This window comes from Polaribacter gochangensis (assembly GCF_046224025.1).
GTDB classification, from domain to species: Bacteria; Bacteroidota; Bacteroidia; order Flavobacteriales; family Flavobacteriaceae; genus Polaribacter; species Polaribacter gochangensis.
This window is the reverse complement of record NZ_JBJXRF010000005.1, coordinates 1-20,693: the sequence shown is the minus strand read 5'-3', so window position 1 is coordinate 20,693 and position 20,693 is coordinate 1. Positions and strand designations below refer to the sequence as shown.

General features: G+C 31.6%; 19 protein-coding genes and 2 tRNA genes. 1 reads left to right on the top strand and 20 read right to left on the bottom strand.

The features are described from left to right. Nucleotides 1–61: 61 nt before the first annotated feature. The 19 genes from ACEWL1_RS11140 to ACEWL1_RS11050 all read right to left on the bottom strand — a co-directional run bounded on the left by ACEWL1_RS11140 (nt 62) and on the right by ACEWL1_RS11050 (nt 18,412). On the bottom strand, nt 62–1,075 hold the full coding sequence (locus tag ACEWL1_RS11140) for a Gfo/Idh/MocA family protein (RefSeq protein WP_409233377.1): 1,014 nt from the start codon (nt 1,073–1,075) through the stop codon (nt 62–64). A 12-nt stretch (nt 1,076–1,087) separates the two neighbouring features. After that, nucleotides 1,088–2,179, bottom strand: a complete 1,092-nt coding sequence (locus tag ACEWL1_RS11135; RefSeq protein ID WP_409233376.1) for a phosphonoacetaldehyde reductase — start codon at nt 2,177–2,179, stop codon at nt 1,088–1,090. Next, complete coding sequence (gene aepY / locus ACEWL1_RS11130; RefSeq protein ID WP_409233375.1) at nt 2,176–3,303, bottom strand: phosphonopyruvate decarboxylase; 1,128 nt, start codon at nt 3,301–3,303, stop codon at nt 2,176–2,178. The genes ACEWL1_RS11135 and aepY overlap by 4 nt, the downstream gene beginning before the upstream one ends. Beyond that, nucleotides 3,300–4,598, bottom strand: coding sequence for a phosphoenolpyruvate mutase (aepX, locus tag ACEWL1_RS11125; protein WP_409233374.1), 1,299 nt, complete (start codon nt 4,596–4,598; stop codon nt 3,300–3,302). The genes aepY and aepX overlap by 4 nt, the downstream gene beginning before the upstream one ends. Nucleotides 4,599–4,635: 37 nt before the next feature. Further along, the gene (locus ACEWL1_RS11120; protein ID WP_409233373.1) at nt 4,636–5,961 is read right to left on the bottom strand and encodes a UDP-glucose dehydrogenase family protein; all 1,326 of its coding nucleotides are present in this window, start codon (nt 5,959–5,961) and stop codon (nt 4,636–4,638) included. Further along, nucleotides 5,958–6,395, bottom strand: coding sequence for an adenylyltransferase/cytidyltransferase family protein (locus ACEWL1_RS11115; protein WP_409233372.1), 438 nt, complete (start codon nt 6,393–6,395; stop codon nt 5,958–5,960). Before ACEWL1_RS11115 ends, ACEWL1_RS11120 begins: the two co-directional genes overlap by 4 nt. A 24-nt stretch (nt 6,396–6,419) precedes the next feature. Beyond that, a complete protein-coding gene (locus ACEWL1_RS11110; RefSeq protein ID WP_409233371.1) occupies nt 6,420–7,355 on the bottom strand; it encodes a Gfo/Idh/MocA family oxidoreductase in 936 nt (311 codons plus the stop codon). Continuing rightward, the gene (locus ACEWL1_RS11105) at nt 7,356–8,639 is read right to left on the bottom strand and encodes a nucleotide sugar dehydrogenase (RefSeq protein ID WP_409233370.1); all 1,284 of its coding nucleotides are present in this window, start codon (nt 8,637–8,639) and stop codon (nt 7,356–7,358) included. Beyond that, entirely contained in the window at nt 8,632–9,852 is a 1,221-nt protein-coding gene (gene lhgO / locus ACEWL1_RS11100) for an L-2-hydroxyglutarate oxidase (RefSeq protein ID WP_409233369.1), read from the bottom strand. Before lhgO ends, ACEWL1_RS11105 begins: the two co-directional genes overlap by 8 nt. A 12-nt stretch (nt 9,853–9,864) precedes the next feature. Beyond that, entirely contained in the window at nt 9,865–10,851 is a 987-nt protein-coding gene (locus ACEWL1_RS11095; protein WP_409233368.1) for an SDR family oxidoreductase, read from the bottom strand. 109 nt (nt 10,852–10,960) lie between these two features. After that, nucleotides 10,961–11,035 (bottom strand) — tRNA-Val (locus ACEWL1_RS11090). A 38-nt stretch (nt 11,036–11,073) separates the two neighbouring features. Next, nucleotides 11,074–11,148: transfer RNA gene (locus ACEWL1_RS11085), tRNA-Val, on the bottom strand. Nucleotides 11,149–11,208: 60 nt separating this feature from the next. Further along, nucleotides 11,209–12,417, bottom strand: coding sequence for a bifunctional folylpolyglutamate synthase/dihydrofolate synthase (locus ACEWL1_RS11080; protein WP_409233367.1), 1,209 nt, complete (start codon nt 12,415–12,417; stop codon nt 11,209–11,211). Between the two features lie 60 nt (nt 12,418–12,477). Further along, a complete protein-coding gene (locus tag ACEWL1_RS11075) occupies nt 12,478–13,302 on the bottom strand; it encodes an energy transducer TonB family protein (RefSeq protein ID WP_409233366.1) in 825 nt (274 codons plus the stop codon). 79 nt (nt 13,303–13,381) lie between these two features. Further along, nucleotides 13,382–13,774 carry an ExbD/TolR family protein gene (locus ACEWL1_RS11070; protein ID WP_409233365.1) on the bottom strand — a complete coding sequence of 131 codons (393 nt, stop codon included), beginning with the start codon at nt 13,772–13,774 and terminating at the stop codon, nt 13,382–13,384. Between the two features lie 75 nt (nt 13,775–13,849). Further along, nucleotides 13,850–14,539 carry a MotA/TolQ/ExbB proton channel family protein gene (locus tag ACEWL1_RS11065; RefSeq protein ID WP_409233364.1) on the bottom strand — a complete coding sequence of 230 codons (690 nt, stop codon included), beginning with the start codon at nt 14,537–14,539 and terminating at the stop codon, nt 13,850–13,852. Between the two features lie 92 nt (nt 14,540–14,631). Further along, entirely contained in the window at nt 14,632–16,026 is a 1,395-nt protein-coding gene (gene nhaD / locus ACEWL1_RS11060) for a sodium:proton antiporter NhaD (RefSeq protein ID WP_409233363.1), read from the bottom strand. 12 nt (nt 16,027–16,038) lie between these two features. Next, nucleotides 16,039–17,271: a Glu/Leu/Phe/Val dehydrogenase dimerization domain-containing protein gene (locus tag ACEWL1_RS11055; protein WP_409233362.1), complete on the bottom strand. Its 1,233-nt coding sequence runs from the start codon at nt 17,269–17,271 to the stop codon at nt 16,039–16,041. A gap of 79 nt (nt 17,272–17,350) precedes the next feature. Continuing rightward, nucleotides 17,351–18,412 (bottom strand): anhydro-N-acetylmuramic acid kinase, encoded by a 1,062-nt coding sequence (locus ACEWL1_RS11050; protein ID WP_409233361.1) that lies wholly within the window; start codon nt 18,410–18,412, stop codon nt 17,351–17,353. A 91-nt stretch (nt 18,413–18,503) separates the two neighbouring features. On the opposite strand from ACEWL1_RS11050, the gene ACEWL1_RS11045 reads away from it, so the two are divergent. Continuing rightward, nucleotides 18,504–19,646 carry an acyl-CoA dehydrogenase gene (locus ACEWL1_RS11045; protein WP_409233360.1) on the top strand — a complete coding sequence of 381 codons (1,143 nt, stop codon included), beginning with the start codon at nt 18,504–18,506 and terminating at the stop codon, nt 19,644–19,646. A 171-nt stretch (nt 19,647–19,817) separates the two neighbouring features. Here ACEWL1_RS11045 and ACEWL1_RS11040 read toward each other — a convergent pair whose 3' ends face one another. Then, nucleotides 19,818–20,603: a tRNA pseudouridine synthase A gene (locus tag ACEWL1_RS11040; protein ID WP_409233359.1), complete on the bottom strand. Its 786-nt coding sequence runs from the start codon at nt 20,601–20,603 to the stop codon at nt 19,818–19,820. Nucleotides 20,604–20,693: the final 90 nt, after the last annotated feature.

Below are 20,693 nucleotides of genomic sequence, written 5' to 3'. Positions count from 1 at the left end.
GCAATTTCAAAAATAATTATATTCTTCTTTTAAAACTAGAAAAACATCTTTTTTAATTCAATCAATTATTTATGCTATCATATATTTTCTCAATGATTTCAACTGTTTTCAATCCTTCAAAACCATTAGTTGTTATGACACCATCATTTTGTAAAACATCAATAACATTTTTATACACTTTATCGTGGTTTGACATGGATCCTGTATATTTCCCATATTGATTAGGAGGATTTCCTTTTGGTAAATTAGTAATTTCAAACCCATCAAAGCTCTGATATTCTAATTCATTTAAATATTGACCACCAACTTTTACAGTTCCTTTTTCTGAGAAAATTGTGAGCGACCCTTCCATGTTTTTATCAAAACTATTTACCGTATAATTTATCGTCCCTAAAGCATTATTGTGAAACTTTACAACAACAACCCCAGTATCTTCAAATTCCATTTCTTTTTGATGGTGAAAATTTGAAGCAAAAGCTTGAACTTCTTTTACATCACCAATTAAAAAATACAACAAATCTACAAAATGGCTATATTGAGTAAAAAGAGTTCCTCCATCTAATTTTTTTGTTCCTTTCCAGTTAGAATCATTGTAATACTCTGGGTTTCTATTCCAAAAACAGTTTAATTGAACACTGTATATTTGACCTAACTTACCCGAATGAATTAATTCTCTTACGGCTTCGATAGGTGGATTATATCTGTTTTGCTTCACAATAAAAAGCCTTTTATTTGCCCATTCTGCCTCTTGAATCATCTTTCCACAATCGTGAACATTAATAGCCATAGGTTTTTCACAAACAACGTGAAATCCAGCCCTTAGCGCCGCAATCGTTTGTTCTGCATGTAAGCCATTCGGAGTACAAATAGCAACCACATCTACTTCTTTTTCATTTTTAAGTAGTTTCTCTATCGATGTATACTTTTTAGCATGATACTTCTCTGCAACTGCACTGGCATTTTCTTCTACGATATCACATACAGCAATAAGATTACCCTGATTGTTAATGTGTTCAGCATGACGATTACCTATTCGACCACACCCAACAATTGCAAAATTTATTTTCTTAGACATTTTTAAATATTTTTAATTTGTGTTATAAATACTCATTATTTTTTGAGAGGATACTTTACCAGGGTTATTATTTAACCTTTCTATACTTACTTTTTCAATTGCATCGATAAACACCTGTTTTGTAATTCCTAAATTTTTAAAATTTAAATCTACCTCTAAATCATTTATGAAACTAAAAACAGTCAGCTCTAGTTGATCAACATCTGTACTTATAAAGTTAGCTATCTTAGCTAACTGACCTCTAACAAACGTATTTCCCCTTTTATCAATACAATCTTCAACAGATAATGTTTTATGGAAATTTAAAAAATAAGGCAAGAATAAAGAGACTGCATGACCATGAGGAAGTCCTAAAATTGAAGTAAACCCGTAAGATAGTGCATGAGGTGCTGTGGTCTTAGTAATATTAATAGCTTTACCTGCGTAAAAAGAGCCTTCGGCTAACTTTTCTTTTGCTTGACTATCTCCATTGATAGCCTTTTTTAAATTATTCCAAACCAATAGTATCGCTTTTTCTGAATATTCCATTGATTTTTCGGTTGAATTGACACTCCAAAAAGACTCAATCCCCTGAGCAAAAGCATCTAGCCCAGAAACAGCCATTTGATATTTATTTTGACCTGTCAATAAATTAGAATCTACTATCGCAACATTTGGCAGTAACAATTTATCTGCATAAGAATATTTTTTGTTTGAAATATAAACAACTGCAAAATGAGTAGCTTCACTCCCAGTACCAGCTGTTGTAGGAATTGCAACTAATGGTAAAAGAAGTAATTTATCATTGTCTTTAATCCACAGATGTTTAATTAACTTAGCCATGTCTATTACACTACCTCCTCCTATCGCAATAATTAATTCAGAATTACTTTTTTTAAATAATTCATATCCTTGTTCAGCTTCTTCTAACTTTGGATTTACAGTAAAGTTAGAAAAACTAGTAATGTTATATTTTTTTAAAATTGGAAGTAGTATTTCTTCTGCACCCGATTTAATAAACGAGTTTTTGCCTCTTACAAGAAAAACATTTTTAATAGAGTAATTAAATAACGTTTCTTCAAGGACATTAATAGAGTTTGGAAAAATAAAATCTAATTGTTTCACTTCTCTAAATTTTTTTGAAAAGCTAATTTATTTTCTTTTGGAGATATTGTTGGTCTACCTAAATCTTTTCTAGCCCCTTTATTTACTAATATTTCTAATAAACTTGGGCCTGCTGAATTTTTAAATTTTTCAAAAACCACATTAAATTCACTTATTGTTGTTATTTGAAAGGTTTCTTTGTAATTAAATCCTTCCGCAATTTTTTTAAAATCAATATCAAAACCAATAGTAGGCTGTCCACCGACAGAATCATGTGCACCATTATTTATTATAATATGTTTCATATTGGGTGGAGCTAAATCACCAATAATACCCAAAGATCCTGTGTGCATTAGTACTGCTCCATCTCCATCAAGACAGTAAACAGTTCTATTTGGCTTACTCAATGCTATTCCTAAAGCTATCTGACTCGTATGACCCATACCCCCAACAGTTAGAAAATCTTTTTCATGACTATCACCAATTTCTTCACGGTATTCAAATACCTCTCTTGATGTTTTTCCGGTAGTTGAGACAATAATATCTTCATTACTAATTAAATCAATTATTTTTTTGACAGCTCCTTCTCGATTTAAATCAAAATCTGTACGATTTTCGCTTTTCAATGAATACGGTTCAAATGTTCCTTTTCTAACCAAAATAACATAGGGTGTGCTTTGGTCTCTCATTGTTGTCATCGCATCATTTAGCATTTTTGACAAATTCGAAGTCTCAGAAGATATTATCGAATATGGAATATTTAAAGACTGCAATAATGTTTCACTTACTTCACCCTGTTTTACATGTTGAGGCTCATCTTTTATATTTGGCTCTCCTCTCCAACCAACTAATAAAAGCATTGGAATTCCATAAACTTTTGGGTCCGCTAAAGATAACAATGGGTTAATTGTATTTCCAAAACCAGAGTTTTGCATATACACCAAAGGTATTTTAGAAGTTGCCATATTATAACCCATAGCTAACCCAATAGCACCACCTTCATTAGCAGAAATAATGTTTCTTTCTTTTGGTGTTTCATCAGTTATATAAGCACAAATGTCTTTTAATAACGAATCAGGAACACCTGTAAAGAAATCTATATCTAAATTTATTAAACTGTCGTAAAATTGTTTGGTATTTATCATTTGGTCCCAGGAATTAATTCTAAAATTTCTTTTATAGGCATGCATTTATCATCCACATCAGATGAGCGACCATTCGTTAAAATAGACTTAGCAACCCCCATCATTGCTGGGTAAGATGCTCTAAGCATATGATTCGCATAAATTACTATATTAACACCCCATTCTATAAATTCTTTTTCTGTAATATGATTATATGTTGATGGGACAACAACTATAGGAGTGTTCTTATCACTTTGTCTGAATTTTGTACAAAACTCTTTAATTTCTTCTCCACTTTTTTCTTTACTATGAATCATTACCGCATCGGCACCTGCTTTTATATAAGCCTCTGCTCTTTCTAGTGCATCTGCAACACCTTTACCTAATATTAAGCTCTCTAATCTAGCAATAACCATAAAGTCATCCGTTACTTGAGCGTTTTTTCCTGCTTTAATTTTTGCCGAGAAATTCTCAATACTATCTTGTGTTTGTGGAACAGAAGTACCAAATAATGAGTTCTTTTTTAATCCTGTTTTATCTTCAATAATTACAGCAGATATCCCATGTCTTTCTAAAGTTCTTACTGAAAAGACGAAGTGTTCAATTTTCCCACCTGTATCTCCATCATAAATGATAGGTTTCGTTGTACACTCTAATGTATCATTCAACCCATGCATCCTAGTTGTTATATCTACAGCTTCAATGTCTGGTTTCCCTTTAGAAGTTGAATCTGTTAAACTACTAGACCACATTCCGTCGAATTCATGATTTAGACCATTAATATTAACAGAAGCGTTTTCTGCTATCAGACCAGTTAAACCACTATGAGATTCTAAAATTCTTACCAAAGGTTTCGCATCAATAAGCCTTCGTAATCTTTTCATCCGAATATCAGGAGTTGTCCCTATAGTTTTTAATTTCTCATTTAATTTTGTTGAAGAGATACCTTCAGTGTAAGGAATATCGATAACTTTACCACCCCAAAGAGAAATAGTATCAATAACTTTTTGCCTAGTCTCTTTTTGAATTCCCTCTTTCCAATCATCACCATGAACAACAAAATCAGGTTTTAAAATTTTAAGATTTGGCTTATAATCCAAAGAGTTTTGTGCAACGACATTAGCTACTCCCTTTATACTTTCAACTATCATTTTTCTTTGTTCAAAATTCAAGTATGGTAATCTCTTATAGCTCGCAATAGCTTCATCTGTCAAAACACCAACAGTTACCTTACCTAATTTAGCTCCCTCTTTAATAATATTCAAATGTCCAGGATGAATAATATCAGCACTCATTCCTATATATACTTTTGCCATATTTATATTTTATTAAATTGATTATATTTATATATTGTTATTTCTTCCCAATTTGATAGTACTCAAATCCTTTATTTTCAAGATTAAAAACATTGAATTGATTTCGTCCATCGAAAATTACTGGAGAATTTAATCGCATTTTAATTTCCTGAAAATCAGGTGAGCGAAACTCTTTCCATTCAGTTAGCAATATTAATGCTTCTGAATTTTGAAGCACATCATATTTTGAAGTAAAATAATTAACACTATCAATTCCTTTTAAATAAAAAGATTTAGCTTCCTCAATTGCCTTTGGATCATATGCATTTATAATTGCTCCTCTTTTAACTAATTCTTTAACTAGGTAAATTGAGGGTGCTTCTCTCATATCATCTGTTCCAGGCTTAAAAGACAAGCCCCACAATGCAAAAGTTTTACCTTTTAAATCTTCTCCAAATCGATGAACAATTTTGTTAGCAATTACAAGTTTTTGTCGATTATTAACATCTTCAACTGATTCAATAAGTTGTGCTTTATACCCATGCTCTTCTGCTATTTTCTTCAAAGCTTTTACATCTTTTGGAAAACAAGATCCTCCATATCCTGCACCCGGGTAAATAAAACTATAACCTATCCTATTATCAGATCCAATTCCTATACGGACTTGATTCGCATCAGCACCAACTCTTTCACAAATATTAGCTATTTCATTCATAAAAGAAATCTTGGTTGCTAACATAGCATTGGCTGCATATTTAGTCATTTCTGCAGATCTAATATCCATAGTAATAAATCGGTCATGAGTTCTTGAAAAAGGAGCATATAACTCTTTCATTTTACTTATTGCAAAGTCAGATTCAGCTCCAATAACAACACGATCTGGCTTCATAAAATCTGCAATAGCAGCTCCTTCCTTTAAAAATTCTGGATTTGAAACAAGATCAAACTCTATCTGTTCACCACGTATATTTAACTCATCTTGAATAGTTTTTTTAACCTTATCAGCTGTACCTATTGGGACTGTTGATTTATCAACAATTATCAACCTTCTTTTTATAGATTGTCCAATGGATTTTGCTACAGCTAATACATACTGTAAATCTGCTGACCCATCTTCACCCATAGGTGTTCCAACTGCTATAAAAACAATCTCAGCATCTGAAATTGCTGAAGATAAGTTTGTTGTAAAAAATAAATTCTTATTTTGAGTATTTTTTACGACCATGGCCTCTAAACCTGGTTCAAAAATTGGAATAATTCCTTCATTTAATTTTTTAATTTTTATTGAGTCTATATCAACACAGGTAACTTTATTCCCCATTTCAGCAAAACAAGTTCCCGAGACTAGCCCCACATACCCTGAGCCTACGACAGCTATATTCATACCAATTTATCTTTATTTTTTAGATTTTCCTTTTCACTAACTTCTTTACGTAATCCACTACTAGAAAAACGGTGTTCCCTTTTGTTAAAGTACAATTTAATACCTTTCTCCTCACAATAATCTCTTCCAGTAAATTTTTTATTAGCATATTCATTTCCAATGATACGAACATCTATTTTGAATGAACGTAACACATCTTCTAAATCCTGCTCAGTAGCATAAGGAACAATTTCATCTACATGCTTACAACCTTTTAATTGAATATACCTCTCCACAACGGATTGAATTGGTTTATTTTTTTCTGGTCTATCTAAAGTTGGATCAGTTTGTATACCACAAATTAAATAATCACATTGATTTTTTGCTTCTTCTAACATTTTAACATGTCCTGCATGAAACAAATCAAATGCACTAAAAGTAATTCCTATTTTCATGTTTTTTTACAAATATATGGTTATTTATCTAGCTAAAAAAGGATGTTTTGATCCGTTAGCTGTTAATTCCATATTCCTAATATTATGCACTATCTCTATAGATGGTTTTACATCTTGTAATCCAAATCCGTTTCCTTCTAAAATGTCTTGATAGCTTTTTGTATGAAGTTCAGAAAAACCTCCACTAAATTCAACTTCTTTTCCATCAATTGAAATAGAACGGTAAGTTCGTTGGTTTAATTTTTTAATTTCATTTGGCAATGATTCTTCTTCTATTGACAAAAACCAACGAACTCTTGCCCTTTCAAATTCTAAATAGCCTGCTGCTTTATTTTTTTCCCGTAAATGTACAATATTAGTTTTTACTTCTCCAAATATCCATGATAACATATCATAAAAATGAACTCCAATATTGGTTGCAATTCCACCTGATTTTGACTCGTCTCCTTTCCATGAAACATCATACCAATTACCTCTTGATGTAATATAGGTCAAATCAACATCATATTTAGCATCCTTCTTTTCTATATCTATTTTTTGCTTTAACGCAATAATACTTGGATGCAATCGTAATTGTAATATGGTATAAATTTTTTGTCCAGATTCCTTTTCTATTTCCCCTAAAGCATCAACATTCCAAGGATTTAAAACCAATGGTTTTTCACATATTGCATCTGCCCCACTACGCAAAGCCATTCTAATATGTGAATCGTGTAAGTAGTTTGGTGTACAAATACTCACATAATCCAAAAATGTTCCTTTCCTTTTTAACTTCTCTATATGTCGGTCAAATCTTTCAAATTCCACAAAAAAATCAGCATTTGGGAAATAACTATCTAAAATTCCAACACTATCAAATTTATCAAGTGCTGCTATCAAATTATTATTGGTATCTTTTATCGCTTTTAAGTGCCTTGGAGCAATGTATCCTGCTGCTCCAATCAATGCAAAATTTTTCATCTACAAGGTTTTATTTTTTATTTTTTCTGGTAAAACATTTTTCACATCATAAACTACTGAATTTTCTTTCTTAAGGTTTTCATAATCTAAGTTTATGAATTCATTATGAGCAACTGTTAAAATTATCGCATCAAATTTAATATTAGGTACTTCTTTAACTGAATCTAAATTATATTCATGCTTTACTTCTTTAATGTTGGCCCAGGGATCAAAAATACTGATATTTACTCCGTAATCTTTGAGTGCGAAAATCACATCTACAGCTTTAGTATTCCTTATATCCGGACAATTTTCCTTAAAAGTAATTCCTAAGATTAGAATTTCAGAGTTTTTAATTGCTATATCTTTTTGAAGCATTAACTTAATTACTTCAGAAGCGATATAACTACCCATACTATCATTTAATCTCCTTCCTGCTAAAATAATTTCTGGGTGATAGCCATACTCTTGAGCTTTTTGTGCTAAATAATAAGGGTCAACTCCAATACAATGCCCCCCTACTAATCCTGGCTTAAATGGTAAGAAATTCCATTTTGTTCCGGCTGCTTTTAACACATCATGAGTATTGATATCCATTAAATTAAAAATTTTCGCCAATTCATTGACAAAGGCAATATTAATATCACGCTGTGAGTTTTCTATCACTTTTGCAGCTTCGGCTACTTTAATAGTTGGTGCTAAATGAGTACCTGCTGTAATCACAGATTTATACAAATCATCTACTTTTTTCCCTACTGCTAGAGTTGAGCCTGAGGTTACTTTTAATATTTTCTCAATAGTATGCTCCTTATCTCCTGGATTGATTCTTTCAGGGGAATACCCTGCAAAAAAATCTTTATTAAAAACAAGTCCTGATTCTTTTTCTAACACAGGAACACAATCTTCTTCTGTAGCACCAGGATATACAGTAGATTCATAAATAACAATATTTCCTTTTGATAATACTTTACCTACTGTTTCACTAGCTTTAATTAACGGAGTTAATATTGGACGGTTATTTTTATCCACTGGAGTAGGAACCGTAATTATATAATAATTACAATTCCTAATACTTTCTATAGATGTTGTAAAAAGAAGCCCATTTTCATCAGACTCCTCTTTCTTTAAAACAGCTATTAAATCATCATTCGAAACTTCTAATGTAGTATCTACTCCTGATGTTAGCGCTCTCACCCTTTCATTATTAATATCAAATCCTACAACTTCATATTTAGTAGCAAATAATCTCGCTAAAGGTAAGCCTACATAACCTAAACCAACTACTCCAATTTTTATATTATTCATTCTCTTTTATTCTATTTAAAACTTCATCTGCAATTGCTAGACTTGCAGTAGCTGCAGGCGACGGAGCATTAATAACATGTAAAGAGTTTTTTGTTTTTTTTATTAAAAAATCATCAATTAAATTTCCATTAACATCTAATGCCTGAGCTCTAACACCTATTTTTCCAGTTATTAAATCCTCTTTTTTTAGATTAGGTACTAAAACTCTTAATGAGTTTAAAAATGCTGTTTTACTAAATGCTCTTGCATACTCTTTTAAACCTAATTTCCAATATGTTTTTATAAGCTTCCAGAACCCTATATAAAAAACCATTTTAAAGGTATCTTCAAAACTAAAGCTTGTTTTTGAATACCCCTCCTTTTTAAATGACAAGACAGCGTTTGGTCCAGCTTCAACCGAAGAATCATACATTTTTGTAAGATGAACTCCTAGAAAAGGCAAATCAATATTTGGTACTGGATAAATTAAGCTTTTCACTTTTGACTTACCCGATTTCACTACATTGTAATAGTCTCCTCTAAAACCAATAATTCTTGATTTTAAATCAATCCCATCTAAAATTGCCATTTCATCGGCTTGTAAACCGCATGCAAAAATCACATATTTACCTTTAAAAGATAGATCTTTAGTGTACAACTCTTTATAAGTGTCAGTATCTTTTATTTTAATAATTTTATTTGATTTAATTACTTTATTATAGTTGTTTTTTGCATTTAAAAGCTCTTCCATTTTTTTAACAACACCTACATAGTTTATAATTCCTGCATAGGGTACAAAAATTGATTTTAAGCACTTTACTTCTGGCTCATAAAACTTACTCTGTTTCTCGTTTAATAATTTTATTAAACTCAATCCATTTCTTAAACCATTTTCATAAATTTTATTTAATACTGGCAGTTCTTTTTCTTTTGTTGCAACAATTAATTTTCCACACATCTCAAAAGATATATTATTAACTTTTGCAAAATCAACTAATTGCCGCCTACCTTCTATACAATTTTTTAACTTAAATGAATTTGGCTTATAATAAATTCCAGAATGTATAACTCCTGAGTTTCTTCCTGTTTGATGAAGTGCCAAGTCCTTCTCCTTTTCTAACACTAAAATTGATGACTGCTCATCTTTTAAAGACAACTTATAAGCTATTGATAAACCTATAATACCTCCACCAACTATAACATAATCATAAACAATATCCTTTTTCTTTTTCATTTAATTACATCATCAATTATTATCCCAATACCACTTCACAGATTCTTTCAAACCTTTTTGTAATGAATATCTAGGATTATAACTTAAATTATTTTTTGCTTTCTCAATACAAGCATGAGAGTGTGGAATATCTCCTGCTCTACTAGGACCGTATATCACTTCAATCTCTGAAATTTTTGAGTCAAATTCCGACAAGTATTCTTTTAAATACTTCATCAAAACATTCAAGGTATTTCTTTCTCCAAACGCCACATTATAAACTGTATTCAAAGCCTCTTTATTATCTGTAATGAGACTTAATAGGTTTGCCTGTATTACATTTTCAATATAGGTAAAATCTCTTGAATAGTTTCCATCTCCATTAATAATAGGCGATTCTGCTTTCATCAATTGACTCACAAATTTAGGAATTACTGCTGCATAAGCACTATTGAAATCTTGTCTTTTTCCGAATACATTAAAGTATCGTAAGCCGATTGTTTCTATACCGTAGGTTTTAGAAAACACATCTGCATACAATTCATTTATATATTTAGTAATTGCATAAGGTGATAATGGTTTCCCTATAATGTTTTCTACTTTTGGCATTGCTGTAGAATCACCATAAGTTGATGAGCTCGCTGCATACACAAAACGTTTTACTTTTGCATCTCTTGATGCCACCAGCATATTCAAAAAACCACTTACATTCACTTCATTTGAAGTAATTGGATCCTTTATAGATCTTGGAACAGAACCTAATGCTGCTTGATGTAAAACATAATCAACTCCTTCTACCGCTTTCTGACAATCTTCAAAATTTCGAACATCTCCCTCTATTAAATCAAAATTGACATTCGGCATAAATGAAGTGATATTTTCTTTTTTACCTGTAGAAAAATTATCCAAACAACTGACAGACATATTAAGATTCAATAATGCCTCACATAAATTAGAACCAATAAAACCTGCCCCACCAGTAACTAATATACTTTTATTTTCAAGGAACTTAAAATCCATTAATTTTATTTGAATTAGGTTTTTTTGGGGTTAACAAAAATACAAAAAAGAAAACCAATATAACAAAACTAAAAACAAAAAAGCTTCATAAGTAATTATGAAGCTTTTGTGGGCAATAAGGGATTCGAACCCCTGACCCCCTCGGTGTAAACGAGGTGCTCTGAACCAACTGAGCTAATTGCCCGAATGTTTTTTTTAATTCCTTATCGAGACGGAATGTTGTGGGCAATGAGGGATTCGAACCCCCGACCCCCTCGGTGTAAACGAGGTGCTCTGAACCAACTGAGCTAATTGCCCTCAATTGCGGATGCAAATATACGAGAGTTTTTACATCTCGCAATTATTTTTTTAAAATATTTATAAAATCTCTGCAACAACAAATGTGCTTCCTCCTACGTATATTAAATCTTCTGCTTCTGCATTTTCTTTTGCTGAATTATATGCCTCATTTACAGAATTGTATTTGTTTCCAAATAATTTAAACACATTTGCCTTTTCTTTTAAATCATCAACATCTAAAGCTCTTGGAATATTTGGCTCACAAAAATAATATCGAGCATTATTTGGAAATAAACCTAAAACAGCTTCTAATTTTTTATCTGAAACAACTCCTAAAACTATATGCAAGTTGTTATATTTCTCCTTTTTAAGTTGATTTATCGTCAACAATAAGCCTTCTTTATTATGTGCTGTATCACAAATTACTTTTGGCGATTCTTGCAAAATTTGCCACCGTCCTTTTAAACCCGTATTCTTAACTACATTCAAAAACCCTTTTTCAATATGATTTTCTTTTACATTAAAATGCGTTAATTTACGGATTGCTAAAGCTGCTGTTTTCACATTTTTTAACTGATAATTACCCAATAAATCTGTTTGATAATTTTGTGAAAAATCTGAAGCAAAAAAGAGTTGAGTTTTTACTTCTTTTGCTTTGCCTGTAAAAACACTTTCAACTTCTTTTTGTCTTTCTCCAATAACAACAGGCTGGTTCTTTTTTATAATTCCGGCCTTTTCAACTGCAATTTCTTGAAGTGTATCTCCTAAAAACTGCGTATGATCTAACCCAATATTTGTGATGACAGAAACTTCTGGTGTAATAATATTTGTCGAATCTAATCTTCCGCCTAAACCAACCTCAATAATTGCAATATCAACTTTCTTAGTTGCAAAATAATCAAATGCCATTCCCACGGTCATTTCAAAAAAAGAGAGTTTTTGTTTTTCTAAAAACCTTTTATTTCTTTCAATAAAATTAACAACAAAAGCCTGAGAAACTTCTTCCCCATTAATTCTAATTCGTTCTGTGAAGTTTTTTAAATGCGGTGACGTGTACAATCCGACTTTGTAACCTGCTTCTTGCAAGATTGAAGCAATCATATGACTCGTAGAACCTTTTCCGTTTGTTCCGCCAACATGAATCGATTTGAATTTCTTCTCAGGAAACTCTAATTCTTTTGAAAATGCTAAAATATTGGTTAAATCTTTTTTGAATGCTGTTTCACCTTCTCTTTGATACATTGGTAATTGAGAAAACATCCAATCTAATGTTTCTTGGTAGGTCATAGTTTATTGAGATATCTCGAATGCGCTCGATATGACATTTTAGAAAATAAAAATAATTAATTATTCTGATAAAGAAAATCGGTAAATGATAGTTCCTATTTGTTTATTTGGTGCTTTCGGATCTGCATTCCAAGTGGTTTTTAAAGCTGCTACTTTTGCTGGATCCAACAAGCATTTGGCCGTATTTGTTGAACCTTTAACGCCTGGTGTAGCTTTTATTACTTTCCCTGTATTATCTACTTCGATACTAACAACCACAATTCCTTCTTCATTACATTCTGGTTTTTCAATTGGCTTTGACAGCGCGTTTCGTCCTGCTAAATTGTAATTTTTATCTCCATCACTCCCGTTATTTCCATAGTACTTTGTAGCTTTTGGATCGCCATTTTTATCGCCTTTTAATCCCGGATTATCATCAGCTCCTTCTCCTTTATTTTCTCCGTCTTTAGAGTTTCCTTTTAATAAACTATTTAAAGCGTCTTGGGTTTCTTTAGATGGTTTTGGCTTCGGAGTTTCTGTTGGTTTTTCTACTTTTTTGATTTCCTTTTTAGGTTCTTCAACTTTCTCCTTTTTGGGTTTATCTATTACAGGAGCGTCTTTTATGTCTTGTGTAATAACTTCTTCTTTGATCGTTTCTTTCGGTATAATTTCTTGCTTTTCCTCAATGTTTTCTTCTACATTTTTTACAACAGGGTTTTCTTTGGTTTCAACAACCGGATCACCGTTACCAACATTTGAATCTCCAAAATTAATTGCCAACCCATATTCTTGTGGTGGGTCTAAATACTGCATTCCAAAATTGAAAATTCCGACTAAAATTAGCGCAAGAATTACCGCAGTTATAACAGCTGATTTCTTTTTATGTTTTGTTTCTAATATTTGCATTTTTCTCAATTACTTCTCAACAATGCTCAAAGTGATTTTTTTTATTGCATAAATCCTAGTTTAGCTTTTAGGAATAACGTTATTTCCCTTTTACTGCTAAAATCATTTTTAATTTATTTCTATTAGCAATGTCGATAATTTTCATCACATTTTTATATGGCACATCTTTATCTCCTCTAATAACAACCGTTTTTGCTTTATCAACACCCACTAATTTTAAAATTTCATTTTCTAAATTGGCTTCACTAACTTCTGTTTTATCTATAAAAAACAACGATGTATTTGTTATTGAAACCGCAATAGATTTTTTGTTTTCGGTTTTTCCGCTGGCTTTTGGCAATAAAATATCTATAGCGCTAACAGTTACTAAAGTGGATGTAAGCATAAAAAATATCAACAATAAAAAAACAATATCAGTCATCGATGACATATTGAAATTTGGGTTGACTTTATTTCTTCCTCTGATATTCATTTATTTATTCAAAAATTAAAAGATTAAACATGTAATGATTTCTTGAATTATTCAATTCTTAAACCTTTTAATACTTTAAACTGGCTCGTTTAATAAATCTAAAAACTCAACCGAAGTTGCTTCCATTTTATAGATTACTTTATCTGTTCTAACTACCAAATGATTGTATGTAATGTAGGCTATAATACCAACAATTAATCCTGCAACCGTTGTTGTCATAGCTGTGTACAATCCGTCTGATAATAGCTTGATGTCAATTTGTCCACCAGAATTTGCAATTTCATGAATTGCAACAATCATTCCAATTACTGTTCCTAAGAAACCAATCATTGGTGCTGCACCAGCAATAGTTGCTAAAACGCTTACGTTTTTTTCTAATTGATAAATTTCTAGCTTTCCAGAATTCTCAATTGCCTTATTAATATCATCTAACGGTTTTCCAATTCTAGAAATTCCTTTTCCAACCAATCTAGCAGTCGGAGAATTAGTGTTTTTACATAAATCAGTTGCGGCTTCTAACTTTCCTTCAGAAACATAATCTTTAATCTGATTCATGAAATTCTCATCAACTTTAGCCGCTGCTTTAATTGCAAAAAAGCGTTCAAAATAAATATATAAGGCAATAGCTAACAATACAAATAGCAATCCAATTATTAATCTACCACCTGTTCCGCTTTCCATAATCAATTTATAAATTGACAATGTTTTTTCGTCTGAAATTACTTCTGTAACTGCATCAATGTTTTCTTGAGTAAACAATAACATATTATATATTAAATTAAAGATTTATGTAGACTTAACGTATTAACTTTTTAAAAATTGCTTAAAAAAACCCGAGAAAAACTCGGGCTCATATTTTAAAATAATGTTCTCATAATCATAAAGGCAAACGAACCGACAACAAAGCCTATTAATGCTAGCCATGATATTTTTTTAAGATACCAAAAGAAATCTATTTTTTCCATTCCCATTGCTACAACTCCTGCTGCCGATCCAATAATCAGCATACTTCCACCTGTACCTGCAGAGAATGCAATAAAGTGCCATAATTCGTTATCAATTGGCTGAGAAAACATTCCTAAACTTGCGGCAACTAAAGGAACATTATCAATCACTGCAGATCCAACTCCTAATAACATTACAACTAAATCAGAAACTCCTTCTCCATGCAATTCTGTTCCCATCATTGGGATTGATTCTTTAAGTGTAGTTGCAAAGTTGAATAAAATCCCTAATGATTCTAGAGCTGCAACAGCCATTAAGATCCCTAAGAAAAACAAAATACTTGGCATTTCAATTTTAGATAAAGAAGCATGAACAGGTCCGTGATTTGCGTGCGCATCTGACTCTGCACTATCATAATCTGTTAAAGAGAATTTTGTACGACTGTAAATTTCTGCAAAAGTAGCAACAATTCCTAAAGATAACATCATACCAACATAAGGCGGTAAATGGGTAACTGTTTTAAAAACTGGCACAAAAACAATAGCACCTAAACCTAGATATAACATTTTTCCGCTATAAGGACTTTTAGGTTTATCTGCTTCATTTTCTTCATAATCAATTTCACCTTTAAACGCTGGCATAAATGAAGCAATTAAGGTAGGTACAAACATACATAATAGTGATGGTATTAATAAATACTCGATTAATTTTAATGTTGTAACTTTTTTACCAATCCAAAGCATTGTAGTGGTTACATCTCCAATCGGAGACCAAGCACCACCGGCATTCGCAGCAATAATTATAAGACCTGCAAACCAAATTCTTTCATCACGCTTTTTAACAATTTTTTGTAAAATTGAAATTAAAACAATAGTTGCTGTAAGGTTATCTATAATAGCAGATAATATAAATGCTAAAATTGCAAAAATCCATAAGATTTTAGACTTCTTTTTTGTTTTAATAAAGCTTTTAATTGTAGAAAATCCATCGAAATAGTCAATAATTTCAACAATAGTCATTGCTCCTAATAAGAACACAATAATCTCTGCTGTTTTTCCTAAGTGATGTAGTAAAGTTTCTTCTACCAAGTGCATTTTATCTTCATGCAATAAAGAAGGGAAATTATCTACCAAAGCATGTTTTGCTGAGTCAAACCAATTAGAAAAATGGTCTATGTTTAAAGCAACCAAAGCCCAACAAACCGCCATCATAACAAGCGCCGGTATTAATTTATCTATTTTTAAATTGTGTTCTAATGTAATGGCTAAATAACCAAGTACAAAAACCAAAATGATAATCGTCTCCATAATTATACTATATTAAATTAATTGTTTTAACGCTATTTCAAACGCAGTTTTACATATTTCTGTTTTACTATTATTCTTTTCAAATGTTTTTACTAAAGCTTTTCTAATCGTTTCTGATGTGTCTTTAAAAATAGCTTCATCTTGCATTGGAATTTTTACTCTTGCCTCCATTAAATAGGCAAATACTCTTGCAATACCACAATTTGAAATAAAATCTGGCAATAAACTTACATGTCCGTCTGTATATTCCATAATAGGTCCAAAAAATATTTCTTTATCTGCAAAGGGCACGTTTGCTCCAGGAGAAATTACTTCTAATCCAGAGTTGATCATTTTAGTAACTTGTTCTTTAGAAACTAATCTTGAAGCTGCAGCTGGAACAAAAATTTCTGCTCCTAAAGACCATACTTTTTCGTTCATTTCTTCAAAAGGAATCATGCTTTTAGAAACAAGTTTGTTTCCATCTTTCCCTAGAAATAAGGCTGTCATTTCATCCAAAGAAAAACCTGCTTCATTTATAACTCCTCCATCTCTATCAATAATACCAACAACTTTGGCTCCTAATTGTGTTAAATAATAGGCTGCCGCTGAACCAACATTTCCAAAACCTTGAACCACAGCTTTTTTTCCTTCGATTGATCCACCGTAAATAGTGTAATAATGATTTACTGCTTCTGCAACACCATAACCAGTTAACATATCTGCGACTGTGTATTTTCTTGATAAATCTGGAGAGAATTTTTTGTCTTCAATAATTTTAATTACTCCTAGACGTAATTGCCCAATTCTATTAATCTTATCGGCTTCTGTCGGCTTAAAATGCCCATTAAAAATCCCTTCTTGCGGATGCCAAACGCCACAATCTTCGGTAATCGGAATTACATCTTTGTCTGCATCTACATTTAAATCTCCGCCGGTTCCGTAATAATGTTTTAATAAGGGAGTTACAGCTTTATACCAACGTTCTAAAACGCCTCTTTTTCTTGGGTCATTCGGATCAAAATTAATTCCAGATTTTGCGCCTCCAATTGCGGGTCCAGAAACTGTAAACTTTACTTCCATGGTTTTGGCCAAAGAAAGCACTTCGTTCATATCTAAACCTTTTCTCATTCGTGTTCCTCCTCCTGCTGCACCACCTCGAAGCGAATTAATTACAGTCCATCCTTCTGCATCTGTCTCAGGGTCTTTCCAATTAAAAACAATCTCAGGCTGCTTGTTTTCGTATTTTTTAAGTAATTCTTTCATTAATTGCTTGTTTTATTTTTCCGTTTTAAAGCTGTCGAAAAACAGTCAGCAAATTAAAAAAAAATAACGTTCTAACCACTTATTTTGGTGTAAATATTTCACCTGAAGAATGATTCTCGCTTGCACCTGTTACGCTTTTTAGACAATTCACCTGATTATCAATACGTAACAACCCTAAAAAAGCAAAAATTAATGCTTCTTTATAATTAACGATTTGAGAATTAGGAATGATAATTTCTAAACTTGAATGGTGTTTCATTCTTTGCATTAAAAACTCATTAAAAGCGCCACCACCAGTTATAAAAATATTTTTACACTTCTTGGTAGAAGCAGCAATTTGAATGGCAACATGCTCTATAAATGTCGCTAAAACATCTTTTATTGTAAGGTTCTTTTTATCAATTAATGGAAAAATAGTTGACTGTACCCATTCTAATCCCAAAGATTTTGGCGGCTCTGTTTTATAAAATCTCAATGAATTTAATTCTCCCAATAATTCAGTATGTATGATTCCAGAAGCAGCAATTTTTCCTTTATCATCATATTCTAAACCTAAAGTGCTTACATAATAATTCAACACAATATTAACAGGACAAATATCAAAAGCAATTCTTTTGTGCTGTGCTTTAAAAGACACATTTGCAAATCCTCCTAAATTTAAGCAAGCATCATATTGATGAAATAAAAAATCGTCTCCAATCGGAACTAAAGGCGCTCCTTGTCCGCCTAATTTTACATCTTGAGTTCTAAAATCACACACCACTTTTTGTTGCGTTTTGTTGGCAATTATTTGCCCATTTCCTATTTGTAATGTAATTCCTTTTTCAGGTTGATGCAATATTGTATGACCATGTGAAGCAATAAAATCAAGGTTTAAAATCCTATTTTTTTTGATGAAATTAGTCACTTTGTCAGCAAGTAATTCCCCATATTCAATATCAAGTTCTTGTAATTCTTTTTCGGATTTATCAATTGCTTTCGCCAATTTTTCTTTCCATAATTTTGAATACGCTATGGTTTCTGAATACTGAATTTCAAAGTTATCATAGCTATTTTTATCAAACAAAACATAAACCAAATCTAAACCATCTAAAGAAGTTCCAGACATTAAACCAATTATATGTATTTTTTTAGCACTCATATCTGTAAAAATAATAAAACTTTATTGATAATTTATTACTAAAAACGTATCTTTGAACACATTTTTTACGAATATAATAATACTACAATAAATGGACTTTAACCTTACCGAAGAGCACTTAATGATTAGAGATGCGGCTCGTGATTTTGCTCAAACAGAATTATTACCTGGTGTTATAGAAAGAGATAACAAGCAAGAATTTCCACAAGAATTAGTTAAGAAAATGGGAGATTTAGGTTTCTTAGGGATTATGGTTGATCCAAAATACGGAGGAAGCGGTATGGACGCAATTTCTTACGTATTAATTATGGAAGAGCTTTCTAAAATAGATGCTTCTGCTTCTGTAATTGTTTCTGTAAACAACTCTTTAGTTTGTTACGGATTAGAAGCTTATGCCTCTGAAGAGCAAAAACAAAAATATTTAACAAAATTAGCAACGGGTGAATTTGTTGGCGCATTTTGTTTAAGTGAGCCAGAAGCTGGTTCTGATGCAACATCGCAAAGTACAACTGCAATCGACAAAGGCGATCATTATGTAATTAATGGTACAAAAAACTGGATTACAAGTGGTGGTAGAGCCGATGTTTATTTAGTAATTGCACAAACTGATAAGGAAAAAGGACACAGAGGAATCAACGCATTTATCGTTGAAAAAGGAACGGAAGGTTTTCATGTTGGCCCTAAAGAAGATAAATTAGGAATTCGTGGTTCAGACACACATACTTTACAATTTAACGATGTAAAAGTGCCGAAAGAAAACAGAATTGGCGAAGACGGTTTTGGATTTAAATTCGCCATGAAAACATTGTCTGGAGGAAGAATCGGAATTGCTTCTCAAGCCTTAGGAATTGCTGCCGGAGCTTATGAATTAGCATTGAAATATTCTAAAGAACGTAAAGCATTCGGAACAGAAATCTGTAATCATCAAGCAATCGCTTTTAAATTAGCAGATATGCACACAGAAATTGAAGCTGCAAGAATGCTAGTCATGAAAGCTGCTTGGGATAAAGATCAAGGAAATAATTACGACATGTCTAGCGCAATGGCAAAGTTATACGCATCAAAAGTTGCGATGGAACACACTGTTGAAGCAGTTCAAATTCACGGTGGTAACGGTTTTGTAAAAGAATATCATGTAGAGCGTTTAATGCGTGATGCAAAAATTACTCAGATTTACGAAGGAACTTCAGAAATTCAAAAAATTGTTATTTCTAGAGGAATTATCAAAGGATAAAATTTGTCTGCTCAAGCAGAGTCAAAAACTAAAACAATAAATTCATCCTGCAAGTTTTCTAAAATCTTGTAGGATTTTTTTTGGGCGCAACCTTTCAGGTCAGGCTTTCCGCACTCGCTTTTTTTTAAAAAAAAAAAAGAGCTCAAACAATTGCTTCAATCCTTTGCGCAGCTACAACTCAAACTGAACATCATACAATTGCAATCCTGAAGCCGGAGCAATTGCTCGTAAAAACTTTCTATCGTTATGCTCTTTTAACGAATTTTCTATAAAATCTAAATCAATAGTGCCTTTTCCTAATTCAAATAAGGTTCCCATCATTAATCTTATTTGATATCGTAAAAACCCTTTTCCTTTCACTTTTAATACATAACTTTTTGTAGGGAAAAAATTCGCTTGTAAAATTGTGTTCTCTACAATCTCACAAGAATAAATCATTCTTTTAAAAATAGTGTTCTCAGAAGGTTTTGTACAATATTTATGAAAGTAATGTTCTCCTTCAAATAAATGTGCCCCTTTTTTCATTAATTCTAAATCAAGTTCTTGATGAATTCCTACTAAAAACGGAGCGGAAAAAGGGTGAGGCTTTTCTCCAAAAGAAAAATAATAGTGGTACTCTTTTACTTTTGATGAGTTAATTATATTAAAACTAGAGCTTGCTTTTTGAATCGATAATGCTTTTATATCAGCAGTAGTATTCAAATTAAATACTTCTAAAAATTCTTTGCTTTCAATTTCAAAATCAACAAACAGCTGAAGTCCATATTTTGTTGCAGAAACTTTAGCATCAGTTCTACCAACACCAAGTGTTTTGTATTTCTGGTCATTTCCGAAAACAAAACTCAAGGTCTTGTCTACCATATCATGTAAAGTCTTAACATCTAACTGTTTTTGCCATCCATGAAATCGAAATCCTAAAAACTGTATTTTAATTAAATATGTAAACTGATATTTCATTCTCTAAAAATAAACTTTTTCAACAAAAAAAAGTCCTCAATCTTTTGATTGAGGACTTTAGTATATTATATTGATTTGTATCAATATAAA

Excerpts from the sequence above, each read along its gene's own strand:
- ACEWL1_RS11140 (WP_409233377.1), bottom strand. The coding sequence starts at position 1,075 with ATGTCTAAGAAAATAAATTTTGCAATTGTTGGGTGTGGTCGAATAGGT.
- aepY (WP_409233375.1), bottom strand. The coding sequence starts at position 3,303 with ATGATAAATACCAAACAATTTTACGACAGTTTAATAAATTTAGATATA.
- aepX (WP_409233374.1), bottom strand. The coding sequence starts at position 4,598 with ATGGCAAAAGTATATATAGGAATGAGTGCTGATATTATTCATCCTGGA.
- ACEWL1_RS11120 (WP_409233373.1), bottom strand. The coding sequence starts at position 5,961 with ATGAATATAGCTGTCGTAGGCTCAGGGTATGTGGGGCTAGTCTCGGGA.
- ACEWL1_RS11115 (WP_409233372.1), bottom strand. The coding sequence starts at position 6,395 with ATGAAAATAGGAATTACTTTTAGTGCATTTGATTTGTTTCATGCAGGA.
- ACEWL1_RS11110 (WP_409233371.1), bottom strand. The coding sequence starts at position 7,355 with ATGAAAAATTTTGCATTGATTGGAGCAGCAGGATACATTGCTCCAAGG.
- ACEWL1_RS11105 (WP_409233370.1), bottom strand. The coding sequence starts at position 8,639 with ATGAATAATATAAAAATTGGAGTAGTTGGTTTAGGTTATGTAGGCTTA.
- lhgO (WP_409233369.1), bottom strand. The coding sequence starts at position 9,852 with ATGAAAAAGAAAAAGGATATTGTTTATGATTATGTTATAGTTGGTGGA.
- ACEWL1_RS11095 (WP_409233368.1), bottom strand. The coding sequence starts at position 10,851 with ATGGATTTTAAGTTCCTTGAAAATAAAAGTATATTAGTTACTGGTGGG.
- ACEWL1_RS11080 (WP_409233367.1), bottom strand. The coding sequence starts at position 12,417 with ATGACCTACCAAGAAACATTAGATTGGATGTTTTCTCAATTACCAATG.
- ACEWL1_RS11075 (WP_409233366.1), bottom strand. The coding sequence starts at position 13,302 with ATGCAAATATTAGAAACAAAACATAAAAAGAAATCAGCTGTTATAACT.
- ACEWL1_RS11070 (WP_409233365.1), bottom strand. The coding sequence starts at position 13,774 with ATGAATATCAGAGGAAGAAATAAAGTCAACCCAAATTTCAATATGTCA.
- ACEWL1_RS11065 (WP_409233364.1), bottom strand. The coding sequence starts at position 14,539 with ATGTTATTGTTTACTCAAGAAAACATTGATGCAGTTACAGAAGTAATT.
- nhaD (WP_409233363.1), bottom strand. The coding sequence starts at position 16,026 with ATGGAGACGATTATCATTTTGGTTTTTGTACTTGGTTATTTAGCCATT.
- ACEWL1_RS11055 (WP_409233362.1), bottom strand. The coding sequence starts at position 17,271 with ATGAAAGAATTACTTAAAAAATACGAAAACAAGCAGCCTGAGATTGTT.
- ACEWL1_RS11050 (WP_409233361.1), bottom strand. The coding sequence starts at position 18,412 with ATGAGTGCTAAAAAAATACATATAATTGGTTTAATGTCTGGAACTTCT.
- ACEWL1_RS11045 (WP_409233360.1), top strand. The coding sequence starts at position 18,504 with ATGGACTTTAACCTTACCGAAGAGCACTTAATGATTAGAGATGCGGCT.
- ACEWL1_RS11040 (WP_409233359.1), bottom strand. The coding sequence starts at position 20,603 with ATGAAATATCAGTTTACATATTTAATTAAAATACAGTTTTTAGGATTT.